General features: G+C 60.3%; 25 protein-coding genes. 8 read left to right on the top strand and 17 right to left on the bottom strand.

All coding sequences use genetic code 11. From position 1 onward, the window contains the following. Genes HMPREF2743_RS02290 through HMPREF2743_RS02300 form a run of 3 tightly spaced genes read right to left on the bottom strand, consistent with a single transcriptional unit; the run spans position 1 to position 1,999 of the window. Positions 1-774 (bottom strand): hypothetical protein, encoded by a 774-nt coding sequence (locus HMPREF2743_RS02290; RefSeq protein ID WP_070743890.1) that lies wholly within the window; start codon positions 772-774, stop codon positions 1-3. A gap of 29 nt (positions 775-803) precedes the next feature. Further along, a complete protein-coding gene (locus HMPREF2743_RS02295; RefSeq protein ID WP_070526200.1) occupies positions 804-1,745 on the bottom strand; it encodes a DUF3152 domain-containing protein in 942 nt (313 codons plus the stop codon). A 32-nt stretch (positions 1,746-1,777) separates the two neighbouring features. Continuing rightward, positions 1,778-1,999 carry a DUF3107 domain-containing protein gene (locus HMPREF2743_RS02300; RefSeq protein ID WP_070526468.1) on the bottom strand — a complete coding sequence of 74 codons (222 nt, stop codon included), beginning with the start codon at positions 1,997-1,999 and terminating at the stop codon, positions 1,778-1,780. 102 nt (positions 2,000-2,101) lie between these two features. On the opposite strand from HMPREF2743_RS02300, the gene HMPREF2743_RS02305 reads away from it, so the two are divergent. Continuing rightward, complete coding sequence (locus HMPREF2743_RS02305) at positions 2,102-3,490, top strand: DEAD/DEAH box helicase (protein WP_070818105.1); 1,389 nt, start codon at positions 2,102-2,104, stop codon at positions 3,488-3,490. Then, positions 3,487-4,773 (top strand): Rv3212 family protein, encoded by a 1,287-nt coding sequence (locus HMPREF2743_RS02310; RefSeq protein WP_070526204.1) that lies wholly within the window; start codon positions 3,487-3,489, stop codon positions 4,771-4,773. The genes HMPREF2743_RS02305 and HMPREF2743_RS02310 overlap by 4 nt, the downstream gene beginning before the upstream one ends. 28 nt (positions 4,774-4,801) lie before the next feature. Here the strand turns inward: HMPREF2743_RS02310 and HMPREF2743_RS02315 are convergent, their stop codons facing one another. Beyond that, positions 4,802-5,260, bottom strand: coding sequence for a hypothetical protein (locus HMPREF2743_RS02315; protein ID WP_070818106.1), 459 nt, complete (start codon positions 5,258-5,260; stop codon positions 4,802-4,804). A 577-nt stretch (positions 5,261-5,837) separates the two neighbouring features. On the opposite strand from HMPREF2743_RS02315, the gene HMPREF2743_RS02320 reads away from it, so the two are divergent. Continuing rightward, entirely contained in the window at positions 5,838-6,095 is a 258-nt protein-coding gene (locus HMPREF2743_RS02320) for a WhiB family transcriptional regulator (RefSeq protein WP_010189168.1), read from the top strand. A gap of 95 nt (positions 6,096-6,190) precedes the next feature. Next, on the top strand, positions 6,191-6,265 hold the full coding sequence (locus HMPREF2743_RS13020; RefSeq protein WP_012714902.1) for a 50S ribosomal protein bL37: 75 nt from the start codon (positions 6,191-6,193) through the stop codon (positions 6,263-6,265). A gap of 117 nt (positions 6,266-6,382) precedes the next feature. Here the strand turns inward: HMPREF2743_RS13020 and rsrA are convergent, their stop codons facing one another. Together rsrA and HMPREF2743_RS02330 are read right to left on the bottom strand one after the other, a co-directional pair. Beyond that, complete coding sequence (gene rsrA, locus HMPREF2743_RS02325; protein WP_070526208.1) at positions 6,383-6,655, bottom strand: mycothiol system anti-sigma-R factor; 273 nt, start codon at positions 6,653-6,655, stop codon at positions 6,383-6,385. Then, positions 6,655-7,260, bottom strand: a complete 606-nt coding sequence (locus HMPREF2743_RS02330) for a sigma-70 family RNA polymerase sigma factor (RefSeq protein ID WP_010189171.1) — start codon at positions 7,258-7,260, stop codon at positions 6,655-6,657. Before HMPREF2743_RS02330 ends, rsrA begins: the two co-directional genes overlap by 1 nt. 37 nt (positions 7,261-7,297) lie before the next feature. Here HMPREF2743_RS02330 and ybaK point away from each other — a divergent pair, with 37 nt between their 5' ends. Next, the gene (gene ybaK / locus HMPREF2743_RS02335; RefSeq protein ID WP_070526211.1) at positions 7,298-7,801 is read left to right on the top strand and encodes a Cys-tRNA(Pro) deacylase; all 504 of its coding nucleotides are present in this window, start codon (positions 7,298-7,300) and stop codon (positions 7,799-7,801) included. Between the two features lie 10 nt (positions 7,802-7,811). Here the strand turns inward: ybaK and HMPREF2743_RS02340 are convergent, their stop codons facing one another. Continuing rightward, a complete protein-coding gene (locus HMPREF2743_RS02340; RefSeq protein WP_070818107.1) occupies positions 7,812-8,474 on the bottom strand; it encodes an SOS response-associated peptidase in 663 nt (220 codons plus the stop codon). On the opposite strand from HMPREF2743_RS02340, the gene aroA reads away from it, so the two are divergent. Continuing rightward, positions 8,473-9,777 carry a 3-phosphoshikimate 1-carboxyvinyltransferase gene (gene aroA, locus HMPREF2743_RS02345; RefSeq protein ID WP_070526216.1) on the top strand — a complete coding sequence of 435 codons (1,305 nt, stop codon included), beginning with the start codon at positions 8,473-8,475 and terminating at the stop codon, positions 9,775-9,777. The two genes, HMPREF2743_RS02340 and aroA, sit on opposite strands and share 2 nt — an antisense overlap. Then, positions 9,770-10,792: a ribosome small subunit-dependent GTPase A gene (rsgA, locus tag HMPREF2743_RS02350; protein WP_070526218.1), complete on the top strand. Its 1,023-nt coding sequence runs from the start codon at positions 9,770-9,772 to the stop codon at positions 10,790-10,792. The genes aroA and rsgA overlap by 8 nt, the downstream gene beginning before the upstream one ends. A gap of 84 nt (positions 10,793-10,876) precedes the next feature. Here the strand turns inward: rsgA and HMPREF2743_RS02355 are convergent, their stop codons facing one another. The 4 genes from HMPREF2743_RS02355 to HMPREF2743_RS02370 form a co-directional block, all read right to left on the bottom strand. Further along, positions 10,877-11,455, bottom strand: a complete 579-nt coding sequence (locus HMPREF2743_RS02355; protein ID WP_246824441.1) for a hypothetical protein — start codon at positions 11,453-11,455, stop codon at positions 10,877-10,879. Between the two features lie 80 nt (positions 11,456-11,535). Next, on the bottom strand, positions 11,536-11,841 hold the full coding sequence (locus HMPREF2743_RS02360) for a hypothetical protein (protein ID WP_070526223.1): 306 nt from the start codon (positions 11,839-11,841) through the stop codon (positions 11,536-11,538). An 85-nt stretch (positions 11,842-11,926) separates the two neighbouring features. After that, complete coding sequence (locus tag HMPREF2743_RS02365) at positions 11,927-12,433, bottom strand: DUF6912 family protein (protein ID WP_210383625.1); 507 nt, start codon at positions 12,431-12,433, stop codon at positions 11,927-11,929. A 12-nt stretch (positions 12,434-12,445) separates the two neighbouring features. Further along, positions 12,446-12,856 (bottom strand): HAD-IA family hydrolase, encoded by a 411-nt coding sequence (locus HMPREF2743_RS02370; protein ID WP_010189184.1) that lies wholly within the window; start codon positions 12,854-12,856, stop codon positions 12,446-12,448. Between the two features lie 220 nt (positions 12,857-13,076). On the opposite strand from HMPREF2743_RS02370, the gene HMPREF2743_RS02375 reads away from it, so the two are divergent. Further along, positions 13,077-13,481, top strand: coding sequence for a hypothetical protein (locus tag HMPREF2743_RS02375; RefSeq protein WP_070526227.1), 405 nt, complete (start codon positions 13,077-13,079; stop codon positions 13,479-13,481). A gap of 82 nt (positions 13,482-13,563) precedes the next feature. Here the strand turns inward: HMPREF2743_RS02375 and HMPREF2743_RS02380 are convergent, their stop codons facing one another. The 6 genes from HMPREF2743_RS02380 to mtrB all read right to left on the bottom strand — a co-directional run bounded on the left by HMPREF2743_RS02380 (position 13,564) and on the right by mtrB (position 21,761). Next, positions 13,564-13,923 (bottom strand): hypothetical protein, encoded by a 360-nt coding sequence (locus HMPREF2743_RS02380; RefSeq protein ID WP_070526233.1) that lies wholly within the window; start codon positions 13,921-13,923, stop codon positions 13,564-13,566. Between the two features lie 133 nt (positions 13,924-14,056). Further along, positions 14,057-16,609 carry a preprotein translocase subunit SecA gene (gene secA / locus HMPREF2743_RS02385; RefSeq protein ID WP_070743880.1) on the bottom strand — a complete coding sequence of 851 codons (2,553 nt, stop codon included), beginning with the start codon at positions 16,607-16,609 and terminating at the stop codon, positions 14,057-14,059. Between the two features lie 275 nt (positions 16,610-16,884). After that, positions 16,885-17,529, bottom strand: a complete 645-nt coding sequence (gene hpf / locus HMPREF2743_RS02390) for a ribosome hibernation-promoting factor, HPF/YfiA family (RefSeq protein ID WP_010189188.1) — start codon at positions 17,527-17,529, stop codon at positions 16,885-16,887. Between the two features lie 171 nt (positions 17,530-17,700). Then, the gene (locus HMPREF2743_RS02395; RefSeq protein WP_070526237.1) at positions 17,701-18,381 is read right to left on the bottom strand and encodes a ComF family protein; all 681 of its coding nucleotides are present in this window, start codon (positions 18,379-18,381) and stop codon (positions 17,701-17,703) included. 21 nt (positions 18,382-18,402) lie between these two features. Next, positions 18,403-20,112, bottom strand: coding sequence for an MtrAB system accessory lipoprotein LpqB (gene lpqB / locus HMPREF2743_RS02400; protein ID WP_070818109.1), 1,710 nt, complete (start codon positions 20,110-20,112; stop codon positions 18,403-18,405). Further along, positions 20,109-21,761 (bottom strand): MtrAB system histidine kinase MtrB, encoded by a 1,653-nt coding sequence (mtrB, locus tag HMPREF2743_RS02405; RefSeq protein WP_070526242.1) that lies wholly within the window; start codon positions 21,759-21,761, stop codon positions 20,109-20,111. The genes lpqB and mtrB overlap by 4 nt, the downstream gene beginning before the upstream one ends. Between the last annotated feature and the right edge of the window lie 14 nt (positions 21,762-21,775).

Raw genomic sequence — 21,775 nt, forward strand, 5'->3', positions numbered from 1 at the left:
CTATAGTGTGTCAGATGCCGCGGACACGAGGGCCTCTTCCACCCTCTCTATATTCGAACGCACGGTCGCTTTAGAGCGCGGGTGCAGGGTATTGACGTAACGGCGGTACGCCACCGCGCGCAAGAGCAGCTGCCGCATACCGGGAACCGCCGCAAAGCGGGCACAAATATCATCATCCACCACCCCTGCGATGAGGCCATCCACCATGACCAGCGCGGCGGACCAGCCAACCGGGCGCGGTGCCGCGGAAGGAACGATATCAGTCAGCGCCGGCGGGTTCGCCCCAGAAAAAACCGTGGTGCCCAGCACGTCCATGTGGGCGGTGACAAGTGGGAGCTGCGCAAGCTCAGCATCGGAATAGGCCTCGCCGCTCTCCTCCCACGCTGCCCGTTCTGCCCGTGCAAACACATCATCGCGCCGATCAACCGTCGGCAACGGCGCCAACTCGAGCGCTTCATCGAGGCGTAGCGCCATCTGCACCGTTTCATCGATGCGCCCCCGCAACTGCCCCTCCACAAATTGTGTGGCCTTCCATCCGGCAGCAGTGTAGCGACCATCCGCAGTCAGCACTGGCCGGGCAATACGCGCTCCCGGCAGGCTGAGTTTCTCGCGAACCTTGGCGGACCAGCCAGTCCACGGCCGCGCCTCGGCGAAGACAATATCGCCCACGCGGATCCCGCTATCCCACGCAGGACCCACGAGCTCACCCTGTGTTCGGCGCGGGTGAAACTCGGCGTTGAAAGCGGCAAGAACGGGCTCAGGTGGCAATGGCATGGGGAAACAATCCTTAAATTGTGGGCGACCTACTCGGGCTTAGCGTGATCAGAATTAGCCGGGTTCGGGTAGGGCCACGGGTTCGGCTCGCACGTGACATCCTCGTCCGGATAAACCTCGTTGGGTTCCTTCTCAAAAAGCTGGGCGTTGTTCAAGCTCAGCGTTTGCTGCATCATGACCGGCGCGAGTTTACCGTCCCCGCCGCAAGCCTGATGCGCTGCAAAACCGATAGCGTGGCCAAACTCATGGTTGATCAGGTACTGGCGGTAATTGCCCAAGTCTCCTTCAAAGGGCGTCGCGCCACGCACCCACCGAGACTCGTTGAGGTTGACCGCGGACTCCCCCGTAATGGTCGTGTGGCAGGAGGTTTCTGATTCCAACTGCGCGCCGCACAACTTCGCCGTGGTTCCCAATGATGTCAGACGGATGTGCGTATCGGGGTTGTCATCGGCTTTGACGTGGATGAATTCAAAGTCTCCGTTGGCCGTCCACCCGCGAGGGTCGGCCAGGGTGGCGTCGACAAGCGCAACGACAGCACCGTCCCCACCATATGCGGAGGTGTCGATGCCGTTTTCAATCTCAACGGAAAAGCGGATGGTTTGCTTCCCGCCCTTGCCCGCGTGCATGGTGGACGGCCCTGCATCGCGGTAGGTTTCCTCACCTTGCTCGGTGAAGTCACCGCCTGCAGGCAAACCATCCTTGGCGGCGGCGACCGCGCTGGCGTTGGCAGGGTCAGGCCCCTTACGCGAGGAGGCGGATGCGGCGGTGCTGCTTGCCGACGTCTCCCCTGCCGCCGTCACCTCCGCATCCTGGGCAGGCGAGCGGAAAACATCAACCAGCACCCACACAGTGATGACGACCATGACGGGGATCGCCACCACACGCCACCAGCCGTACTCACGAGCGAAGCGCTCCACCGCTGAGGCGGGGTGTGGGTGCTGCTTAAAATCCGCGGGATTCTCCATGGCCATTTAGGCTACCCGCTGAGCCAGCGCGCGCGTACTTAGCCCGCAAATCCGACGGTGTGCGCGCGTGCAGTGCCGATCTCTACGTAAACGACTCGCTCAGTGCGCACGATGTAGGAGCGGCCCTTGGTGTCCTTCAATTCGAGGGTGGAGTTGTCTGCCAAGGCGTTGTTGATGGTCTGGGTTAGTTCTTCGCGCTCACCATCCGCGTGAATAACCAGCTCGCGGGCGGTATCGGCAAAACCAAACTTGATATCCATGTGGTGCATCTCCCTTAAATCGTGTTCTTTAATCGGTGCCGTGAGAACTGCGCCCCGGCGCTCTAATGGCCCCACTATAGCCACGTCCTCTACTATCAAGGTGTGCTTGCCCCGAAATCATCCCGCGATTCCCGCGAATCCCCTACCTTTGCCGAACTCGGCGTCGCTGTAGAGATCTGCGATGCCCTCGCTGACAACGGGATTACGCGCACCTTTGCCATCCAGGAGCTCACGCTGCCCATCGCTTTGAATGGCCAGGACCTGATCGGTCAAGCGCGCACCGGCATGGGCAAAACCTATGGCTTCGGTGTCCCGCTACTGGATCGCGTTTTCGATGACGCCGACATTCCGGAGCTCGATGGCACTCCCCGCGCACTGGTCATTGCACCAACGCGCGAGCTGGCCATCCAGGTCAGCGGGGATTTGGAGCTCGCCGCCACAAACCTTCCGCTCAGCGTGGTCACCCTGTGTGGCGGGCGCCCCTATGAAGAACAGATCCAACAGATTGAGTCGGGTGCGGACGTCGTCGTCGGCACCCCAGGCCGCCTGCTCGATCTCTGCCAGAAGAAGCATCTCTCCTTCGACCACGTCAGCGTTCTAGTTCTGGATGAGGCCGACGAGATGCTGGACTTGGGCTTCTTGCCGGATATCGAGAAGATCCTCTCGCTCCTGCACGGCAACCCCCACCAGACCATGCTCTTTTCCGCCACCATGCCTGGGCCCATCGTGACCTTGGCACGTACCTTCCTGGACAAACCGGTCCACATCCGCGCCGAGTCTGGTGACGCCCAGCACACCCATTCCTCCACGCGCAAGGTCACCTTCCAGGCACACCGTATGGACAAGATCGCGATCTTGGGAAAGGTCCTGCAGGCAGAAGGCCGCGGGCGCACCATCATCTTCACGCGTACGAAACGCTCAGCCGCCGCCGTCGCGGACGAGCTAGCACAGCGCGGCTTTCGCGTGGGCGCGGTCCACGGCGATTTGGACCAAAAAGCACGCGAACGCTCGCTCAATGCCTTCCGGGAAGGCACCGTGGAGATTCTCGTGGCCACGGACGTCGCCGCTCGCGGCATCGACATTGAGGATGTCACCCACGTCATCAACTACCAGGTACCCGATGATCCGATGACTTTTGTCCACCGCATCGGACGAACTGGCCGCGCGGGGCACACGGGCACGGCCATCACTCTCGTCGGCTACGACGAGCTGGGCAAATGGCAAGTCATCAACGATGATCTTGATTTGGGCCAGCCAGAGCCACCGCAGTGGTTCAGCACCTCCCCGGAGCTTGCGGAAGCCCTCGATATCCCAGAGGCGGTTGCTGACACCGTCGGCCCACCCACAAAAGTGCTGGGTGCACCGCGGCGCTCGAACTCACGTGGGGAGTCGTCGCGTGGAGGCTCACCACGTTCCTCCACGGCATCTGCCCGCGCCTCGCGCCGCACCCGTTCCCGCACGCGCAAGCCCCGCCAAGGAGGACGCCGATGAGCACCGAGCAGGGCCCGGAATCCGCGAAGAAGCCAAGCTCTGCGAAGAAGGCTCCCGTCTTGCGTTCCACCAAAGCAGACTGGCTTGCTGTGGGCGCGATCAGCGCGGTCTGTGCCATTGCTATTGGCGGCGCGGTGATTACGGCACCGATCCACAAGTCGGAGCTTACTCCCGCTGTCGATACCGCGTCTGATGCCGAGACTCAGACTCTCGAGTCCGTCCCCAACTCCCTCACTGAATCCTTCAGCCTCCCTAACACTGTGGTGCCGGGCCAGTCTCGCGCGATATCCACCAAGGGGCTGCTGATAACCCATGACGGTGATACCCTCCGCGCTTCGGATGCCTCTGGCGATACGGTCTGGACCTACCAGCGCCGCGATGCCGACCTCTGTTCGCTCGGCACGGCGTGGAACAAGATCGTGGCCACCTATGATGTGGGAAATGGCTGCGGCGATGTGGTAGCCATCGATGCGGTATCCGGCCAGTACTCCGATACCCGCAGCGCCCGCAATTCCGAGCAGGTGGTCCCCATTGTGTCGAATGACCGCGTGGGCACCGTTTCCGCCGAGCGCGTAGAACTATGGCGCTCTGACCTAGTGCGCACCGTTGAATATGGCGATGTCGAAGCCAAACAAGAACCGAACCTCCAACCCCACGAGGATTGCGCCATCACCTCAGCGCTGACCCGCACCGAAACGATGGCGGTGACCGAATCCTGTCCGGATTCTCTAGACTCCACGTGGCTGCGCATCCAAAACGCCACTCCAGAGGATGCGCGTTCGCCGGAAATCTCCAAGGATATCGAGATTAATAACCCAGGCGCGCGTCTCATTGCCTATGGTCAGGAGGCCGCTGCGGTCTTCCTGCCGGGCGATGTGCCACGTATCGTCTCCTATGACTTTGAGGGCAAAGCGCTCTCCTCCACGGACGTGGAGCCTTCAAAGGCCATCACGAATTCCGCTTCCCCCTTCGCCCCCGCGGTCGCTGATCTGCCCCACCACATGACGTGGTTCGACGGTGAGCGTCTTTATCTCTTTAGCCCAACCGAGCTCAAAGTGGACCACGTTCTGGAGCAGGCAGTCGGCACCGGCATCGCCGTCGGCGAGCGGCTATTAGTGCCCACGGAGGAAGGAATCGACGTGGTGGACTGGGCTACTGGAAAGACCGAGCGCAGCATTCCTATTGACCGTGACGGCTATACCGGTCCAATTTCGCTGACTCTTGCGGGCACGGCCATCACCGAGCAGCGTGGAAACACCGCCGTGGCGCTCACTGCCTCTTAGCTTCTTAGTTGTTTAAGAAGCAGCTCACCTAGAAGTGGCTTTCAGCCCATTGCGCCGCCTCGGGTCGCATCATGAGCAGGTAAAGTACCACCGCTGCGCTGGCCAGCGTCACGGTGCCGAGCGCTGCGGAGCCTCCGCTGAACATCTGGAAGGCGATGGCACCCAAAATAAATTCCACGAGCACGATAGCTCCGCGGCCCCAGCGCTTGCCCTTAACGAAGGCCCACGAGGCAAGGATGACAAAGCCGAACACGATAAAGACGAAGATAGCCGTACCTAGGCCGACGAAGCCCGCCGCCCCAGAATCGGAAACCATAGAGTCATTTTCAGCACCCGTTAGCTCACGAACAACGAGGAAAATTCCGAAGATAATAACCGCGATGGACTGGAGCACGGCAATGCCGGCAGCCGCTATCACCGCCCCCGGGGCGCGGCCTCCGGTTGTGCGGGCAGGCGTGGTCGAGGACTGTTTCTGCTTCTTATTCACGGGTATCTAGTCTACGTCTCTATTCCACGCTTAGGCCTACTCCACGCCAGTGCTTCACGCGCCCACAGATATCCCCTTTCCGAATACAACGTCACCAGGCTCAGCTTGAGCTACCTGCCTTCCACGTTTCGGGGGCAGAGGAAGCAATCCGGATTTGACGCGATCCAGGTCACCACACTCACCCCATTTCCCCCATCACCGCAGGTTGAGACGTTACTGACAGGGTTCTTACAGGACCCAATCCATAACAAATGTATGAATTGACGGAATTTATTTAGTGACTTTGGACACTTTTTGACCTCTACCCCTAGCGGAGTTTGAGTAAACGTGTCATTATTCTCAGGTAGCAAAAACAACGAGCTGTTAAATCAGTTCTTAACTCGGAGAAACCTCCAAGTTAACCGCAAGTGAACCATGGCGGCGGCGACGCTGGCCCTAACTCGAGACAGGGCCCCACTGACCGCAGACCAGTTCACTTAAACCCCCGGAGCACTCGGAACAGTTCACGGCTGTGGACTGCCCTTGGTGCGCCTGCTTTCACTCACTGCTGTCAAAAATTTGTTAGGAGATTTCAATCATGGATTGGCGCCACGAAGCTGTTTGCCGCGACGAAGACCCGGAGCTTTTCTTCCCTGTCGGCAATTCCGGCCCTGCACTCACCCAGATCGCTAAGGCCAAGCTGGTCTGCAACCGCTGCCCGGTTGCTTCTTCCTGCCTCAAGTGGGCCCTCGAGTCCGGACAGGATGCCGGTGTGTGGGGCGGCCTCTCTGAAGAGGAGCGTCGCGCTATCAAGCGCCGCAACCGCAGCCGCGGCCGTGCCCGCGTCTCTGCTTAAAGAGTCCTCAAAAACTGCACCCCCGATTAACACCCCGGCATACCCTGCCGCTACAGTTGAATAAGTTCATTTACCCTTAACAGAAGGAGTACGCGATGAGCAAGCGTGGCCGTAAGCGCAAGGATCGCCGTAAGAAGTCCGCTAACCACGGCAAGCGTCCTAACGCATAACGTCAGCAATCAATTAGGGCTCGTTTCCCTCTTCATTCAGAGGACGGGAACGAGCCCTTTGCTTATACGCCGAGGCCTATCTAACTTGGCCTAGGCGTTAATGTGGCCTCAACGGCCCTAGCCCCAGGTAATCTCAGTCCGCGTAATTTCCACGCAAATGCGCTGGCGCAGTGACTGCGGTGCTGCCTGTCCCCCGCAACATTTGCGCACGAGTGCTCGGATTACTTCTTCACTCTCGACGCGCTGTTGACAGGCATCGCACTGCGCAAGATGCTCGCGGATTGCCATAGCCCGCGCGTAGCTCGTCGATTCATCGAACAGCTCCCTAAAGAGCGCTTCAACCTCGGGAGAGTTACACGCACCGCAATTGCGTCCTGTTGCGCGTTCCATTACTTCTCCTCCATCTCTGGGTGGTTGCGACCAATGCCTTTTTCTCGTGCTACGTCTTTCAACGCCGCGCGAAGCAATTTTCTTCCGCGGTGGAGGCGGCTCATGACCGTCCCCAATGGGGTGCCCATCACTTCTGCGATTTCCTTATAGGCCAAACCCACCACATCCGAGTAGTACACCACCATGCGGTAGTCCTCCGGCAGGTCATTCATGGCCTCGGAAATCTCCGAATCCGGCATCTGCTTGAGTGCTTCGACCTCCGCTGATTCCAGGCCCGTGGAATCATGCCCGGACGTGGTATACAGCTGAAAATCGCTCAGCTCATCCGCTGAGGATTCCACCGGGCGGCGCTTGGCCTTCCGGTAAGAATTGATGTAGGCATTCGTCATGATGCGGTACAGCCACGCCTTCAAGTTCGTGCCCTGTTTGAAGGAATCGAAGTTGCTAAAGGCCTTGAGGTAGGTCTCTTGGATCAAGTCCTCTGCGTCCTGCGGGTTGCGCGTCAGACGCATCGCTCCGCCGTAGAGTTGGTCCAGCAAGGGCAAGGCTTGCTCCTCAAACAACCGCTGTTTCTGAAGCATCTCGCTCGTCGTTTCTGTGGCCATACCGACCATCCTAGCGCTCCGGACTAGGGTGGTTTATATGTCCAAGAAGACCCCGCGTGCCGCTACCCCCGCCCTCAAACTCCTCGAAGAGGCAGGTATTGACCACCACGTCTCCACCTTTGAGGGCGGTCGCGAAAACTTCGGTGAGGCAGCCGCTGCGGCCCTCGATGTTGCCCCTGAGCGCATTTTCAAAACCCTCGTCATTGATCTGAGCGCTGGCAAAGGCCCTAAACGCCAACTCGCCGTCTGTGTCCTTCCAGTCACTCACCAGCTCAGCCTCAAGAAAGCCGCCGCCGCTTTCGGCGCATCCAAGGCCACGATGGCCGCGCCTGTCGACGCTTCCAAGTCCTCCGGCTATATCCCCGGCGGTATCTCCCCGTTGGGGCACAAGCATGTCCTGCCCACTGTCGTTGACGAGACCGCGCTGCTCTTCGACACCATCCTTTTCTCCGGAGGCAAGCGTGGCCTCGACATCGAGATGAATCCGGAGGATCTCCCCCGCGTGCTGGAGCTCTCCTTCGCCGACGTTCTCGCCGACTAGTTCTCGCGAACTAGAAGAGGGTGGTGGCCGGTGGTTCGTCGATAAGCTCTGCGTAGTCGTTGCGCACGTTGCCCACCGCGGGGTCTGCCGGGCGTGCCTGAAAGCCGCGCACGGAGCTCGGCTCCAGCAGTGCCTCTCCCGCCAGCCAGGGCGCGATCTCTTCTGTAGACAGAAACTTGGGCAGGCGGTGGTGCAGCCACGCCATCTCCTCCGTGGCATCCGTGGTCACCATAGTGGCCGAAAGCCTATCCATCCCCGTGGCCCACAAACCAGCCGCCCACAGCAGACCATCGGGCCCGGTCACATAGTAGGGCTGCTTCTTGGCTTTCTTGTCCTCTCCAGCCTTCCACTCGTAGTAGCCATCCAGCGGGATGACACAGCGCTGCGCCTTGAAGGCATCGCGGAAGGAAGGTTTCTGCGCCACAGTTTCCGCGCGGGCATTAAACAGCGGCGGGCCATCGAGGTCTTTCTTCCAATGCGGGATAAGCCCCCAGCGGGCTGGCTCCACGCGGGCGGTCTCCTCCGCAACCCGCACGATGGCTATGGGCTGGGTCGGAGCAATATTATAGCGTGCCGGCGGCAGGCCTTCCGGCGCGTGGACCTCCGTGATGGACTCCCACGCTCCGATTTCCTCCAGTAGGGACTCGGTGAACAGAACAAATCTTCCGCACATGCCCTTTATTATGGACTACATGTCTGCATTCTGGAGTGCTCCCCAACCCACCGGCCCGCTGTCCTGGACTCAGGAAGTTCCCGGGTCAAAGTCGATGACCAACCGCGCCCTCATCCTCGCTGCGTTGGCTGACTCACCTTCTATCATCTACAACCCGCTGGTGTCCCGCGATACTGACCTGATGAAAGAAGCTTTGAAGGCCATGGGCGTAGGTATCTCCGAGTGGGGACCGCACCTGCGCGTGACGCCGGGTCAGCTCCATGGGGCGACCGTGGATTGTGGCCTGGCTGGCACGATCATGCGCTTCTTGCCTCCGGTGGCAGCGCTGGCGGATGGGCCTGTTGTCATCGACGGTGACCCTTATGCCCGGAAGCGCCCCATGTCCACGATGACCACGGCCTTGCGTGAGCTGGGGGTCGACATCGAAGGCGATAGCCTGCCGCTTAGCATCACGCCTCATGGCACTCCGGAGGGCGCCGAAGTCACCATTGATGCCTCCGCTTCTTCCCAGTTCGTCTCCGGGCTGCTTCTGGCCGGGGCGCGCTACCGCAACGGAATCAGCGTGCGCCACGAAGGCGGCACCGTCCCTTCCCAACCGCATATTCTCATGACCATTAGCATGCTGCGTGAGGCCGGCGTGCACGTGCTCGCGGGCGACGACAATTGGGTCGTCCGGCCCGGGAAGATTAAGGGACGCGAGTGGTACATCGAACCAGATCTCTCCAACGCCACTCCGTTCCTTGCCGCTGCCGCCGTCTCAGGCGGCAGCGTGAGCATTCTGAATTGGCCGGAGGAAACGACCCAACCAGGTGATGCTTTCCGCGGCATCCTGGAGCAGATGGGGGCACAGGTTGAGTACGTCCCGCAGGCCCCTCGCCAGGATCCCTACCTGCAGGTCACCGGCCCGCAGGAGGGTCTAGCAGGCCTGCGCGGCATCGATCTCGATATGGGAGATATCGGTGAGCTCACCCCTACCGTGGCTACGCTGTGCGCTCTGGCTTCAACGCCGTCGACGCTGACCGGCATCGCGCACCTGCGAGGCCATGAGACGGACCGTCTGGCGGCCCTCGCTACGGAGATCAACGGCCTTGGCGGCAACGTCACCGAGCTTGACGACGGCCTCCGCATCACCCCTGCCCCACTCCACGGCGGCCAGTGGCACTCCTACGCCGACCACCGCATGGCCACCGCTGGCGCCATCATCGGCTTGGCAGTCGACGGTGTCGAGGTCGAGGACATCGACACCACGTCCAAGACTCTGCCCGGCTTCGCCAAGATGTGGGAGGCCATGATCCATGGCTAGGCGCGCGAGCAGCTACGACGAATCAGATGTCCGCATCCGGCCGGGTAAAGGCTCGCGCCCTCGCACGAAGGACCGTCCGAAGCACAAGGATGCCAAGTTCGGCATGGTCATCACCAAGGACCGCGGGCGCTGGGGAGTTGCCCTTGATAATGATGGCCCGGTTGTTACCGCCATGCGCGCCCGCGAGATGGGCCGCACGCCCGTAGAGGTCGGTGATCGGGTCGGCGTCGTGGGCGATACTTCTGGTAAGAAGGACACCCTCGCGCGCATCGTGAAGCTAGAGGAGCGCACTTCCGTCCTTCGGCGCACCGCGGATGATACGGATCCTTATGAGCGCATCGTGGTGGCCAATGCGGACCGCCTCCTGATCGTGAGCGCCGTGGCGGATCCACCGCCGCGCTCCGGATTCGTGGAGCGTGCTCTCATCGCGGCCTTCGCCGGCAATATCCAGCCCGTCCTGTGTCTGACGAAGACCGACCTCACCGACCCCACTCCGTTCGCCCAAGAGTTCGCGGACTTGGATGTCACCGTGGTGGAAGCTGGCGTGGACGATGGGCTGGAGCAGGTCTGTGCCGCAATTGATGGACATGTCACGGCCCTCATCGGCCATTCGGGCGTAGGAAAATCCACGCTGGTGAACCGGCTGGTACCGGATGCCAACCGCGAAACCGGCGAAGTCTCCGCTGTGGGCAAGGGCCGCCATACATCGACGCAGTCGGTGGCGCTGCGGTTGCCTGCTGAAGGGAGCACCCCGCATGGCGGATGGATCATTGATACCCCAGGCATCCGCTCCTTCGGCTTAGCCCACATTGATGCGGAAAACGTCATTGAGGTCTTCGATGACCTTGCCGAAGCAATTGAGGATTGTCCGCGTGGATGCACCCACGCCGGGCCACCCGCGGACCCCGAATGCGGATTGGACCTCAGCATCGAAGAAGGAACGGCGTCTGCGCGCCGTCGCGACGCAGTGCGGGGCCTTTTGGCTTCCCTGCGCACCAACGTCGATTGGGCCTAAAGCCTAAAGGCCTTAGGCGTAGCGCTGGAAAGGCCTTACGCGTAGTACAGGAAGAGCTTTACGCGCTCTAATGGCACCTAAGTTTTAGAGCGGAAGCATTGCCGCCAGCTGCGGCGGCAGAACGGTCTTAAGGAAGGGACCAGCCGCGCGGAGAACCATAAGGATCACGGCCAAGCCGCCGGAAACGCCGAGGATGATAGCGCCGCCGGTATCGATATTGGAGGAGGTGTTGCCACCGGTCTCCTCTTCCTTATTGAACTCTTCTTTCTTCGCACAGGCGTTGAGGGCCTTGACGTAGTCCGGCGCAATCCCACGGAAGGCCTCTACCACCGCAATGTTGTTCTTTGCGCGCTTGACGGCGTCCTCATCACCGAGCTCGACCTCTGCCTCATAGCCAGCCAGAACACGGTAGAGCTCGTCCGATTGGTTCTCTACGTCGCGAGCACGCTTCTCCGCGTCCTTGGGCGAAATCTTCAGGCCATTCTTCAGCAAGCTGCTGTCGACGTCATTATCCTTCGACTCCGCATTCTTCAGGTCGCTGGCTTCCTCTTCGTTCAAGGTGATGGTGCACTTATCGTTCTTGATGGAGGTGGTCACTGCACCGGCAGTCGGGGCAACGACACCGCCAGCCACAAGCGCGACGGACAAGGTCGAGGTAGCCACCACACGGCGAAGACGGGAGGAAGACCTACTGAGTAAACCTTTCGATAGAGCTGAGTTTTACCCCCGCAGAATATCAGCAATCAGCCCAACTTGGGCAGGTAATCACCAAACTCCTTGTAGGCGGCGAAGCCAATGCTGATGATGCCGAAGAGGATGGCGATAACGACGGCCACTGGCCCCTGCGAGGAGCCCTCGAGGATTCGCAGCCATGGGGTCGTTACACCCATATCAGGATCCGGATTTTTGGGGTCTGGGTTGCTGCGCTCCGCGTGCTCCTGCACGATCGGCGCTGCAGGCTCCTCTGCGCCGGCAACTGGTGCGGCGACAAGCGCAGCGGTGCTCAGGGCAGCGGCGGTGACAAGGCTAGCAAGACGGGCTCTCTTCACGGTGGTGCTCCTTCTTAAGCGATGGCGTTAGAGGCTTAGACTAGCACCACGCGTGAGGCACCGGTGATTGTTGGCAAGAAGATCCCTAAAGAAGCTCCACAAGGATGGGTAGTTCGGTGGGGTCATAAAAAGCCATGAAATTATCCAAAGCATCACCGACTACGAGCTCAGCGTCCTCATCCCCGAGATCAGCGTTGTCGATAGCGTTAATAGCCTTGGCCGTAGCGGCTTCGGATTCCTCGATATCCACGTGGATGGCCTGCAGGTTAGCCTTCGTGATCGTGGCAGGATTGAGGGCCACGACAGGCTCGCCCATGTCCGGTTTCGGAGTCACCACGGACTCATCCACGTCGACGGAGATGACCACGCGTCGGTGGGGAAACTCTTCTTCATCCCCGACAGCCAACAGGCGCAATGAAGCCATGGACGCTTCAAGGAAGGCAGAGTACTCAATTTCTTCCTCGTCGCCTTCGGTGTAGAACTCACGCAACGCGGGCGTTAACGCAAAACCCCAACCACTGCGGGCGGCGAGCTGGCCGGTCTCCTCAAGCTCAGCCAGCATGCCGAAGGTAGCCGGCAGGAAGACGCGCACATCCTTCGACACTTAGAACTCACCTTCAATGTCGAAGACTGCCTGGACCTCAACGCTTGTGCGATCGAAGACCGTGTAGAGCATGCCCACCATGCCGTTCTCCACAGCAGCGCGCACGTTAACGATGGAATCATCCACCATGACGCAATCATTAATCGGCAGGTCGATAGCATCTGCCGCGGCTTGGAAGGCAGCACGGTCCGGCTTCTCAGCGCCAACCTCGCCGGAGAGCACCACGGCATCCACGATGCCGCGGTATTCCCACTCACGGATGTGCTCCGCGCCTGGGCCGCCCGGATCGTTGGAAAGGATAGCGGTGGCAACTCCGTTGGATTTCGCGGCGGCGAATAATTCCCTCCAGCGCTTGACGTCCTCCTCGGTGCCGTCAAGCACGCCTACAAAATCGACGATGAGTCCACGCATTTTATCTACCCTTCGCATTGAACTGTGTTTATCGTCCGAAAGTATAGCGAACATACCGCCCGCCTGCTCTCACCGGCCGATGCGCTGCAAAGCTCTAGCCGCAGACGGGGCTGCCATGGCACAATGAACGTGCATCCAGCTTCCTTCTCTGTGCCCTTTCCCATTCGTTGCTTCAGCGCCTTCCTCCGTACCGCGCATTGCGGAAGAGGACGCGATTGACATGTACACCCCCATCCCCGGCATGAGCCACCTACAACTGTATGTTGCCCCGCAACGCATCCGCTACGAGCGCGAGCCCACAGCTCGCGACCTAGCCACGCGGGAAGAGATCCGTGGTCTCGTTGTCATAGTTCTCGAAGTCGCCGCCGCCTTGCGGCCTTTGAGTCATCTCAATAACCCGCGCTTTGCCCCGGAAATCACTAAGCATGTGCGCGCCTGGAGGAAAGCCCAGGCAGCGGCGGAATCACACGGAGGAATGACGCTGCGCAGCTTACACGCGCGCTCAAATGGTGAGTTCTTCGGTTCGGTGCTCTTAGGCTCAACACGGCGCGCTTTTACCGGCGCTGCAACCGGCCGATACCTGCGGTCATTCCGCTTACTTTCGGGCGGCCTGCAAACCCACTGACTCAAGAGAAAGAGGTTCTGAGGACGAGGTTCTTGAGGTTTTAGAGAGGATTAGAAAGCAAACCTATGGCTTAGCCTTGGTCTTAGAACAGCGATCCCAGCTTGATCAGGATGGGTGTCCAATCGATTCCGGCGAAGGCCGCAGAAGCGCTCACCAAAGCTAGGCTGATGCCGCCAAACATGGTGGCCCCAACCACGGGAAGCTTCGCAGTAGCTTCATCAAAGCTTTCCGGTTCAGGCACCGCGCCACACTGAGTGGAGACAACATCCTGTGAGCTAAGTGCAGCGTCCTTCAAGGAGTCATCGCTCTGAGAGTCCAATACGGAGGCCAGCTGACACTGCTCTTCCGGGGTTAGTTCCAAAGCCGAAGCAGCTGCGCCGCCACCCAGCAGGGTGGCAGATGCGAACACGGATAGACCTACTCGCAGAGACAAGCGACGCATACTAACTCAACCTCCGAAGAAAAACAATTAACGTTCTGCCAGTATATACCTAACTACTTCCAATAAAAAGACGCCGTGGGGAAAGATTCCCACGGCGTCTTGCGTTGGCTAACGCTGGCGCTTCAGTGTTGTCCTATGCTTCCGCTTCACCCGCGGCATTCGCCTCTTCCTGCGCCTTGAACTGCTTGCGCAGCATAAACAGCTGGCGCACGGTTTCTTCCTTGACCGCGTCATTCATGGCATTGAACATGTCGCCGCCTTCCTTCTGGTACTCCACCAGAGGATCGCGCTGCGCCATGGCACGCAGACCGATACCTTCCTTGAGGTAATCCATCTCGTAGAGGTGCTCGCGCCACTTCTGGTCAATAATCGGCAGGATGATCATGCGCTCGGTATTGCGCATCTGGCTTTCGCCGCCGATGGCGCTCACGGCTTCTTCGAGTTGGTCATACTCAGAGTTCGCATCAACCAACAGTGCATCGCGCAGCTGCTCCGCAGAGATCTCGCCGGCGGAGCCGTACTCGGTACCGTCGACAAGCTCCTCGTGCGTCATAGTCGGCCCGTAGAGGGACTCCAGCGCATTCCACAGCTCGTCTAGGTTCCAGTCCTCCACGTATCCGGTGGCTGTCGCGCCCGCCACGTAAGCAGACACGGTATCGTTGATCATCTCGCGGATGTTGTCCTTGATGTCGCTGGCCTCGAGGATGTCGTGGCGGGTGGCGTATACAACCTTGCGCTGCTCATTGAGTACCTCATCGTACTTGAGCACGTTCTTACGCATCTCAAAGTTCTGGTTCTCCACCTGCGCCTGTGCACCCTTGATGGAGTTAGACACCATCTTGGCCTCAATCGGCACATCATCCGGCACGTTGAGGCGGTTCATCATATTTTCCATGGATTGGCCCACGAAGCGCACCATGAGCTCATCACGCATGGACAGGTAGAAGCGGGTCTCACCCGGGTCACCCTGACGGCCGGAACGGCCGCGCAGCTGGTTATCAATACGACGCGACTCGTGGCGCTCAGTGCCCAATACGTACAGGCCGCCGGCCTCGCGGACCTCGTCGCCCAGGCGCTTGGAGCGTTCCCTCTCCTGATCGATCTCTGCGTCCCAGGCCTCCTGGTACTTTTCTTCATCCTCGAAGGGATCGAGGCCGCGCTCGCGCAGCTTCTCATCCAGGATGACCTCGGGGTTACCGCCGAGCACGATATCGGTACCGCGGCCGGCCATGTTGGTGGCTACGGTTACGGCGCCGGGGCGGCCGGCACGGGCGACGATCTGACCCTCTTCCTCGTGGTGCTTCGCATTGAGCACCGAGTGCTTGATTCCGCGCTTGCTCAACAGCTGCGAGAGGTACTCGGAGCGCTCCACGGAGGTGGTACCTACCAGCACCGGCTGGCCTTCGGCAACGTGCTCCTCGATGTCATCCACCGCCGCAGCGAACTTGGCTTCCTGGGTCTTGTAGATGCGGTCGGAGTGGTCGGTACGCTGGTTCGGCTTATTAGTCGGAATCGGCACCACGTCTAGCCCGTAGATGGAGTGCAGCTCAGCAGCCTCGGTCTCTGCAGTACCGGTCATGCCGGAAATCTTGTCGTAGAGACGGAAGTAGTTCTGGAGCGTAACGGTGGCGAGAGTCTGGTTCTCGTTCTTGATCTCCACCTCTTCCTTTGCCTCAATGGCCTGGTGCATGCCTTCGTTGTAGCGACGACCAGCCAGAACGCGACCGGTGAAGCTATCCACGATCAGCACTTCGCCGTTGCGGACAATGTAGTCCTTATCGCGGGTGAAGAGCTCCTTCGCCTTCAAAGCATTGTTGAGGTAGGACACCAACTGGGAGTGCTCCGGGGCGTAGAGGTTTTCAATACCCAGCTGATCCTCGACGAATTCGACGCCCTCCTCCAGCACACCAATGGTGCGCTTCTTGTGGTCCACCTCGTAGTGGATGCCCTCGCGCATCTTCGGCGCCAACTTGGAGAAAACGCCGTAGAACTGGGAGGAGCCGTCGACCGGTCCGGAAATAATGAGCGGGGTACGGGCCTCGTCGATCAGGATGGAGTCAACCTCATCCACGATGCAGTAATTGTGGCCACGCTGGACCGTGTCATTGAGCGAGCGGACCATGTTGTCGCGCAGGTAGTCAAAGCCCAGCTCATTGTTAGTGCCGTAAGTGATGTCGCAAGCATAAGCTTCCTTGCGCTCCGCAGGGCGCATTTCGGAGAGGATGACGCCAACAGTGAGGCCCAGCCAGCGGTGGACACGGCCCATCATCTCGGCGTCACGCTTGGCCAAGTAATCGTTGACCGTCACGATGTGTACGCCCTTACCCTCCAGCGCATTGAGGTAGGCCGGCAGCAGCGAGGTCAGGGTCTTGCCCTCACCGGTGCGCATCTCAGCGACGTTGCCGAAGTGCAGGGCGGCACCACCCATAATCTGCACCTTGTAGTGCTTCTGATCAAGCACACGCCAGGCGGCCTCACGCACGGTGGCGAAGGCTTCGAGCAGGATGTCATTCATCTTTTCGCCATCCGCCAGACGCTTCTTAAACTCATCAGTCTTAGCCTTGAGCTCGTCGTCCGACAGCGCCGCGAATTTATCTTCTAGGGCAATAACATCATCTGCAATTTTGGCCAGGCGCTTGACGGTGCGTCCCTCACCGGCACGGAGCAGCTTGGAAAGTCCAAACACGTCTAGATAGTCCTTCTTGTCGCGACAAATAAGTTAACTCGTCGCCATTGTACTCACTAGCTTTTCCCTTACAGTTCGCCACCCAGACCAAAGCGTAATTCTGCCCCCCCCACCCCGGCGTTTGCAGGACGCCCCCTCATCCGTCACGAAAAAGAGAAGATCAAAGATTAACAATGCTTAATAGAGAAATAAGAAGGCTCCCTGTCTCGCTGCGCGTGTGCGCTGCGGGGCAGGGAGCCTGTGCACTAGGCCCCAAGGCCTTTAAGGCTTAGGCCTTAAGCATCAGCATCCGTGAGGGAGATGAGACCGTAATCGAATGCGTGACGGCGGTAAACCACGGAAGGCTTGTTGTTCTCCTCGTTGATGAAAAGGTAGAAGTCGTGGCCGACCAGCTCCATCTCGCTGAGCGCATCATCGACAGACATCGGGGTTGCCGGGTGCTCCTTGAAGCGGACGACCTGGCCCGGGCGAACATCCTCGACGGTCTCGGCGTAGGGATCGATGTAGCGCTCTTCCTTAGCAGGCTTAGCTGCCTCAGCTTCAGCGACCAGCTCAGCAGCGATCTGGCCAGTACCCTTCTGGGCGCGGTGGCCGGACTTCACGTTCTCACGGCGCACCTTAACCTTGCGCAGGGAGCGCTCCATCTTGCCCAGGGCAGTCTCGAGTGCCGCATAGAAAGAATCTTCCTTCGCCTCGGCGCGAGCGATGTGCCCCTTACCGGTAGCGGTGATCTGCAGACGCTCTGCCTCGGACTCGCGGCGCGGGTTCGGCTCGTGCTGCAGCTCCACGTGGAAGAAGGTCAGGGTCGGATCAAGGCGCTCGATCTTGGCTAGTTTTTCAGTGACACGTTCCTGGAAGTGCTCCGGAACCTCCACGTTACGGCCGGTGATGGTGACCTGAGCGTTGGTCTGCTGGGACATGAAATGCCTCCCTATACTCGTGGGGACTGAATGACTGCACATTCTGCGGACTTCCACAAGCCTGTGATGAGGGGCCGAAAGCCCGCTTCCCTGTGACACCCCTCATGCTACCACTGGTCATAACCAACGCGGTGACTGGCCCCCTCCACCTAAGCTCGATAGCGGCCCACCCTACGCATCTGCCAGCACAATCGCGCCCGCAACGTCACCCCCGATAGCCCACACACGCGCGGCGCTGGCGCGCAGCGTTGCGCCGGTGGTGATGACGTCGTCGACAAGCAGCACGCTCTTCCCCACCAGTTCGCGGGCGGCGGGACGCAACAGCACGGCTGTCCGCATGTTATCAGCGCGCTCCGCGGCGCTGAGCTCCGATTGGTCCGCGCTGCTTTCAGCCGTACTCAAGGCATTGACCACAGCCCAGCCCGGAAGTCTGGCAGCCGCTGCCTGGCACAGCGAAGCAACAGGATCGCCACCGCGGCGACGCACCGAAGACACACGCGTCGGCGCCGGCACAAGCAACCCGGTCTCCGGGATATCACCTCGGGCGCGCAAGTAATCGATGCCGGCGGCGAACACCGCCCCGAGATGAGCACGCACTGCGCGGTGCCCACGTTCCTTCATGGCAATGATGACCCCACGGCGAGTATCGGAATAGGGTCCAAGAGCCCATGCCGGAAACCCCAAAGGTTGCGGCCGTTCCACCCGGCGCGGAACCTGCCGCAAGTGTTCCTGGCAGGACGTGCACAACACCCCGCCCGCAGCTGTTTCTCCCCCGCACCCGGCGCAGGGACGTGGCAAGAAAAGCTCCACGAGAGCGACCGTGGCCTCCCCTATCCCCCGATTCTTCGGCATGCACCCCACTGTAGCGCGACTCTAGCGCGCGATAATGGGGGAAGAGCGCACTCCCTGCAGACCTTCGACTTCACGCCAATACGAGCGTTCAGATCCGCCTGCGGGAAGCTGCAGTAGGGCATGCGCATCGGTGACGTAGTGCGTCGACGGTGAGGAAGCCACCGCCACCACAGGCGCGGTGATATTTCCGGTGGGCAAGGTGGTAGCAGAAGAACCGTCTTGCTCGATACGCCACACGGGCGAGTTCGACGCCGAGGTACCCACGAGCAAAGAACCATCCGTCTGCCACTCCACGGACAAGGCCGAGCCAGTCAGCTCTGGGCCAACTTGGTGGATGTTGACGATGCGCCGCTCGCCCGAAGTCGCGCGGGCCACCACGCCGGTATAAATGCTGCCGTCGATGATCATGGCGATGCGGGCTCCCGTGAGGGACAGACGGATGACCGAGATTTCTCCCTCTACGTTCTCCAGTGCGGAGGTGTCAACCTCGGCAGTGCTCAGTTCGCCAGTCGCCGGCGAACGCGTCACACGGACTACATGTTTGCCATCGACGACGGTCCACGCCACCTGGCCGCCCACCTCGAAGGTGGGGCGGGCTAGGGTTTCGCCCTTGACCGAATCCTTGAGTTCGTGGCCGAGCTCGCCCATCGCCAGCTGCGATTCCTTCTCAGAACGCTTACGCACCGCGGCCACCATCCCCTCATCCGAGATATCGGCAGACTGGATGTCGTGGATCTGGCCGGCCATGCCCTGTACCTCGGTGCTACCTTCGCCCTTGACTTCCAGCAGCGAGCCGTCGTTGACGGCGTAGAGCTTGGGCACGGATTGGGCAGCTACCTCTGGGTTAAACTCGGCGAAATCATCGATGGTCATCTCCTCCATGTTGTCAACCAAGGGGCTGCCATCGATGGTGGCGCGCACCGAACTAGTGATCTCCGCATTGTTGAGAGTCCAGACCAACTGGGAGGCAAATTTGAGGCGCTCCTCCTGGCTCATTGCTGACATACCACTGAATTCATACACGCCATCGTTGATGCCTAAGAAAGTGGCATCCTTCGGGATCAGGGTGGACGTCGCCGGAGCAATATCGGAAGACGGGCCCTGTAGCAAGAGGGTGACCAGCTCTGAAGCGATCGAGTCCTTCCCTGAGTAGAGCCACCTGCGGTCCGCCACTAGTAGGCGCTGGGCTATACCGAAGAAGTACAGCGACTGCGGGCGGTAGCGGTTGCGCAGTTCCGTGCGCTCGATCACCGCGCCGGTGGGCAGGTCCGTAATGCGCCATTGCCCATTGAACTGGCGCAGTCGGACAGTCGCCTCAAGGCGTGAGTTATCCGGGACATAGGCCCCGCCATTCGCCAGACGGCCGATGATGTTGCCGCGCACCGAATACTCGAGGGCACCGTCTTCCATGTTTGAGGTCACAAGGTCGATGGAGTCCACGACGAGCACGGTATCCGTGGGATCCCAAGAATTAGCGATTTCGGAAGAAAGGAAGGTGCGGGCAGCAGCGTAGTTACCAGTGGGAATCGCCACGGCCGAATAAAAGTCACGGACTAAAAGGTCCGGTTCGCTATCGGTGCGGGGCTCCACGACGGCATCATCTGCCCGCTCATGCGGTTCAAAGGTGCCGATCACCTGGGGATCGGTGTTATGTGGCAAGGTCGAGCACCCGACGAGGGTAGTAAGCGCAACGCAGCTGAGTACTGCGAGTGGGCGGCGGGCCGGAATCATCGCTGGGCCTCCTCGTCGAAATCGGGGACGATGTCTTGATTGAACGGTGCTTCCGCTCCACGCGCTTCGCGCTCCGAGGGCCACACTATCCCGTTATCTGGCTCTGCCTTTACTGCAAGGGCTCCTGGTTCAGTGCTCACCTCGAACGCAGACTGTTCCTCCGCTTCGACGGGCTTCGAAGCACCGGGGACCTCGAGGGCAATGGGCTCAGATTCCACCGCTTCCCCCGGAGTGCGTGGCAGGATCAGACGGAAGCGCGAGCCAACGCCGAAGTAGCCGATGGCATCCAGAGTGCCTCCATGGAGCACGGCATCCTCGCGAGCGATGGCTAAGCCCAAGCCGGTCCCGCCTGAGTGGCGCTTGCGCGAGGAATCCGCGCGCCAGAAGCGGTTGAACACCAGTTCCTCCTGGCCTTCTTTGAGTCCCACACCAGAATCGGTGACGGCGATGCCAACGGCATCCTCAGTCGCCCCGATATCCACGGTGACGGGGTTGCCTTCAGAGTGATCAATGGCGTTCGCGAGAAGGTTACGCAAGATGCGCTCGACGCGGCGCGAATCGCATTCCACAGCCACGGGTTCCTCTGGGGCATGAACGATTACCTCCACCCCCAACTCTGCGGCGAGGTGCTCCACCTGGCTCAGTGCGGAGTCCACGCAGGAGCGAATATCGATGGAGGCAGTGGACAAATCAGCAACGCCTGCATCGTGGCGAGAGATCTCCAACAGGTCCGCGAGCAAGTCTTCGAAACGATCCAGCTCCTTGATGAGCAGCTCCGCCGAACGTTTGGTGTAGGGATTGAACTCTTCTGCGTCTTCCGCGATGACATCCGCCGCCATGCGCACCGTCGTTAGTGGCGTGCGCAACTCGTGAGAGACATCGGACGTGAATTGCCGCTGGAGGTTGCCGTACTCCTCCAGCTGGGTAATCTGCTTTGACAGCTTGTCTGCCATGTCATTGAAAGAGGAAGCAAGGCGGCCCATCTCATCATCCGAGTTGACCACCATGCGCTCGCGCAGGTGGCCGGCGGCAAATCGTTGCGCAATGCGGGATGCGGAACGAATCGGAACGATCACCTGCTGGGTGGCCAGCCAGGCAATGCCGACGAGGAGGACCACAACCACCACTCCGGCGGCCGAGAGCAAACCCCGCATAAGCGCCATCGTGGATTCCTCGGATTCCATGGACAATACGAGGTAGACCTGGGTATTCGGGATATCACTTTCGATGGGCGTGCCCACCATCAACGCGTTATAAGTCGCCCCCGACTGCTGGTCCACCGTGGCGTATTGCTGGACAACCTGACCGCGGCCGACGAGCTCGCGCATGCCATCGGGAATGCGGTAGCCCTCCGGCGAGGTCGTGGCCGTGCCGTCTGAGTTTTCAACGACGATGACCGGCTCATACACAGCTTGGGCATCGGGTTGCTGCGCCGACATTTGGCCCAAGGCGGCGCGAGCAGAGTTGATGCGCACCTGCGTTGAATTTGCTGTGCCGGTGGCGTCGATCTGCTGTTCCACGGCCACGCGGGCGCGGTCGAGCTCCTGCAGTGCAGTGTCTTCCTTCTGGCTCACCAGCTGTTGTGTCAACACCGACACCAGCGCATAAGCCAGGATGATCATGACCACCGTGGAGGCGACCAGCATCATGCCCAAGACGCGTG

The sequence above is a fragment of the Corynebacterium sp. HMSC036D02 genome, assembly GCF_001836165.1.
Classification (GTDB): Bacteria; Actinomycetota; Actinomycetes; order Mycobacteriales; family Mycobacteriaceae; genus Corynebacterium.

Coding starts and splice junctions, on each gene's coding strand:
- HMPREF2743_RS02290 (WP_070743890.1), bottom strand. CDS start 774: ATGCCATTGCCACCTGAGCCCGTTCTTGCCGCTTTCAACGCCGAGTTT.
- HMPREF2743_RS02295 (WP_070526200.1), bottom strand. CDS start 1,745: ATGGCCATGGAGAATCCCGCGGATTTTAAGCAGCACCCACACCCCGCC.
- HMPREF2743_RS02300 (WP_070526468.1), bottom strand. CDS start 1,999: ATGGATATCAAGTTTGGTTTTGCCGATACCGCCCGCGAGCTGGTTATT.
- HMPREF2743_RS02310 (WP_070526204.1), top strand. CDS start 3,487: ATGAGCACCGAGCAGGGCCCGGAATCCGCGAAGAAGCCAAGCTCTGCG.
- HMPREF2743_RS02320 (WP_010189168.1), top strand. CDS start 5,838: ATGGATTGGCGCCACGAAGCTGTTTGCCGCGACGAAGACCCGGAGCTT.
- rsrA (WP_070526208.1), bottom strand. CDS start 6,655: ATGGAACGCGCAACAGGACGCAATTGCGGTGCGTGTAACTCTCCCGAG.
- HMPREF2743_RS02330 (WP_010189171.1), bottom strand. CDS start 7,260: ATGGCCACAGAAACGACGAGCGAGATGCTTCAGAAACAGCGGTTGTTT.
- ybaK (WP_070526211.1), top strand. CDS start 7,298: ATGTCCAAGAAGACCCCGCGTGCCGCTACCCCCGCCCTCAAACTCCTC.
- aroA (WP_070526216.1), top strand. CDS start 8,473: ATGCCCTTTATTATGGACTACATGTCTGCATTCTGGAGTGCTCCCCAA.
- HMPREF2743_RS02340 (WP_070818107.1), bottom strand. CDS start 8,474: ATGTGCGGAAGATTTGTTCTGTTCACCGAGTCCCTACTGGAGGAAATC.
- rsgA (WP_070526218.1), top strand. CDS start 9,770: ATGGCTAGGCGCGCGAGCAGCTACGACGAATCAGATGTCCGCATCCGG.
- HMPREF2743_RS02370 (WP_010189184.1), bottom strand. CDS start 12,856: ATGCGTGGACTCATCGTCGATTTTGTAGGCGTGCTTGACGGCACCGAG.
- HMPREF2743_RS02375 (WP_070526227.1), top strand. CDS start 13,077: ATGTACACCCCCATCCCCGGCATGAGCCACCTACAACTGTATGTTGCC.
- HMPREF2743_RS02380 (WP_070526233.1), bottom strand. CDS start 13,923: ATGCGTCGCTTGTCTCTGCGAGTAGGTCTATCCGTGTTCGCATCTGCC.
- hpf (WP_010189188.1), bottom strand. CDS start 17,529: ATGTCCCAGCAGACCAACGCTCAGGTCACCATCACCGGCCGTAACGTG.
- HMPREF2743_RS02395 (WP_070526237.1), bottom strand. CDS start 18,381: ATGCCGAAGAATCGGGGGATAGGGGAGGCCACGGTCGCTCTCGTGGAG.
- lpqB (WP_070818109.1), bottom strand. CDS start 20,112: ATGATTCCGGCCCGCCGCCCACTCGCAGTACTCAGCTGCGTTGCGCTT.
- mtrB (WP_070526242.1), bottom strand. CDS start 21,761: ATGATGCTGGTCGCCTCCACGGTGGTCATGATCATCCTGGCTTATGCG.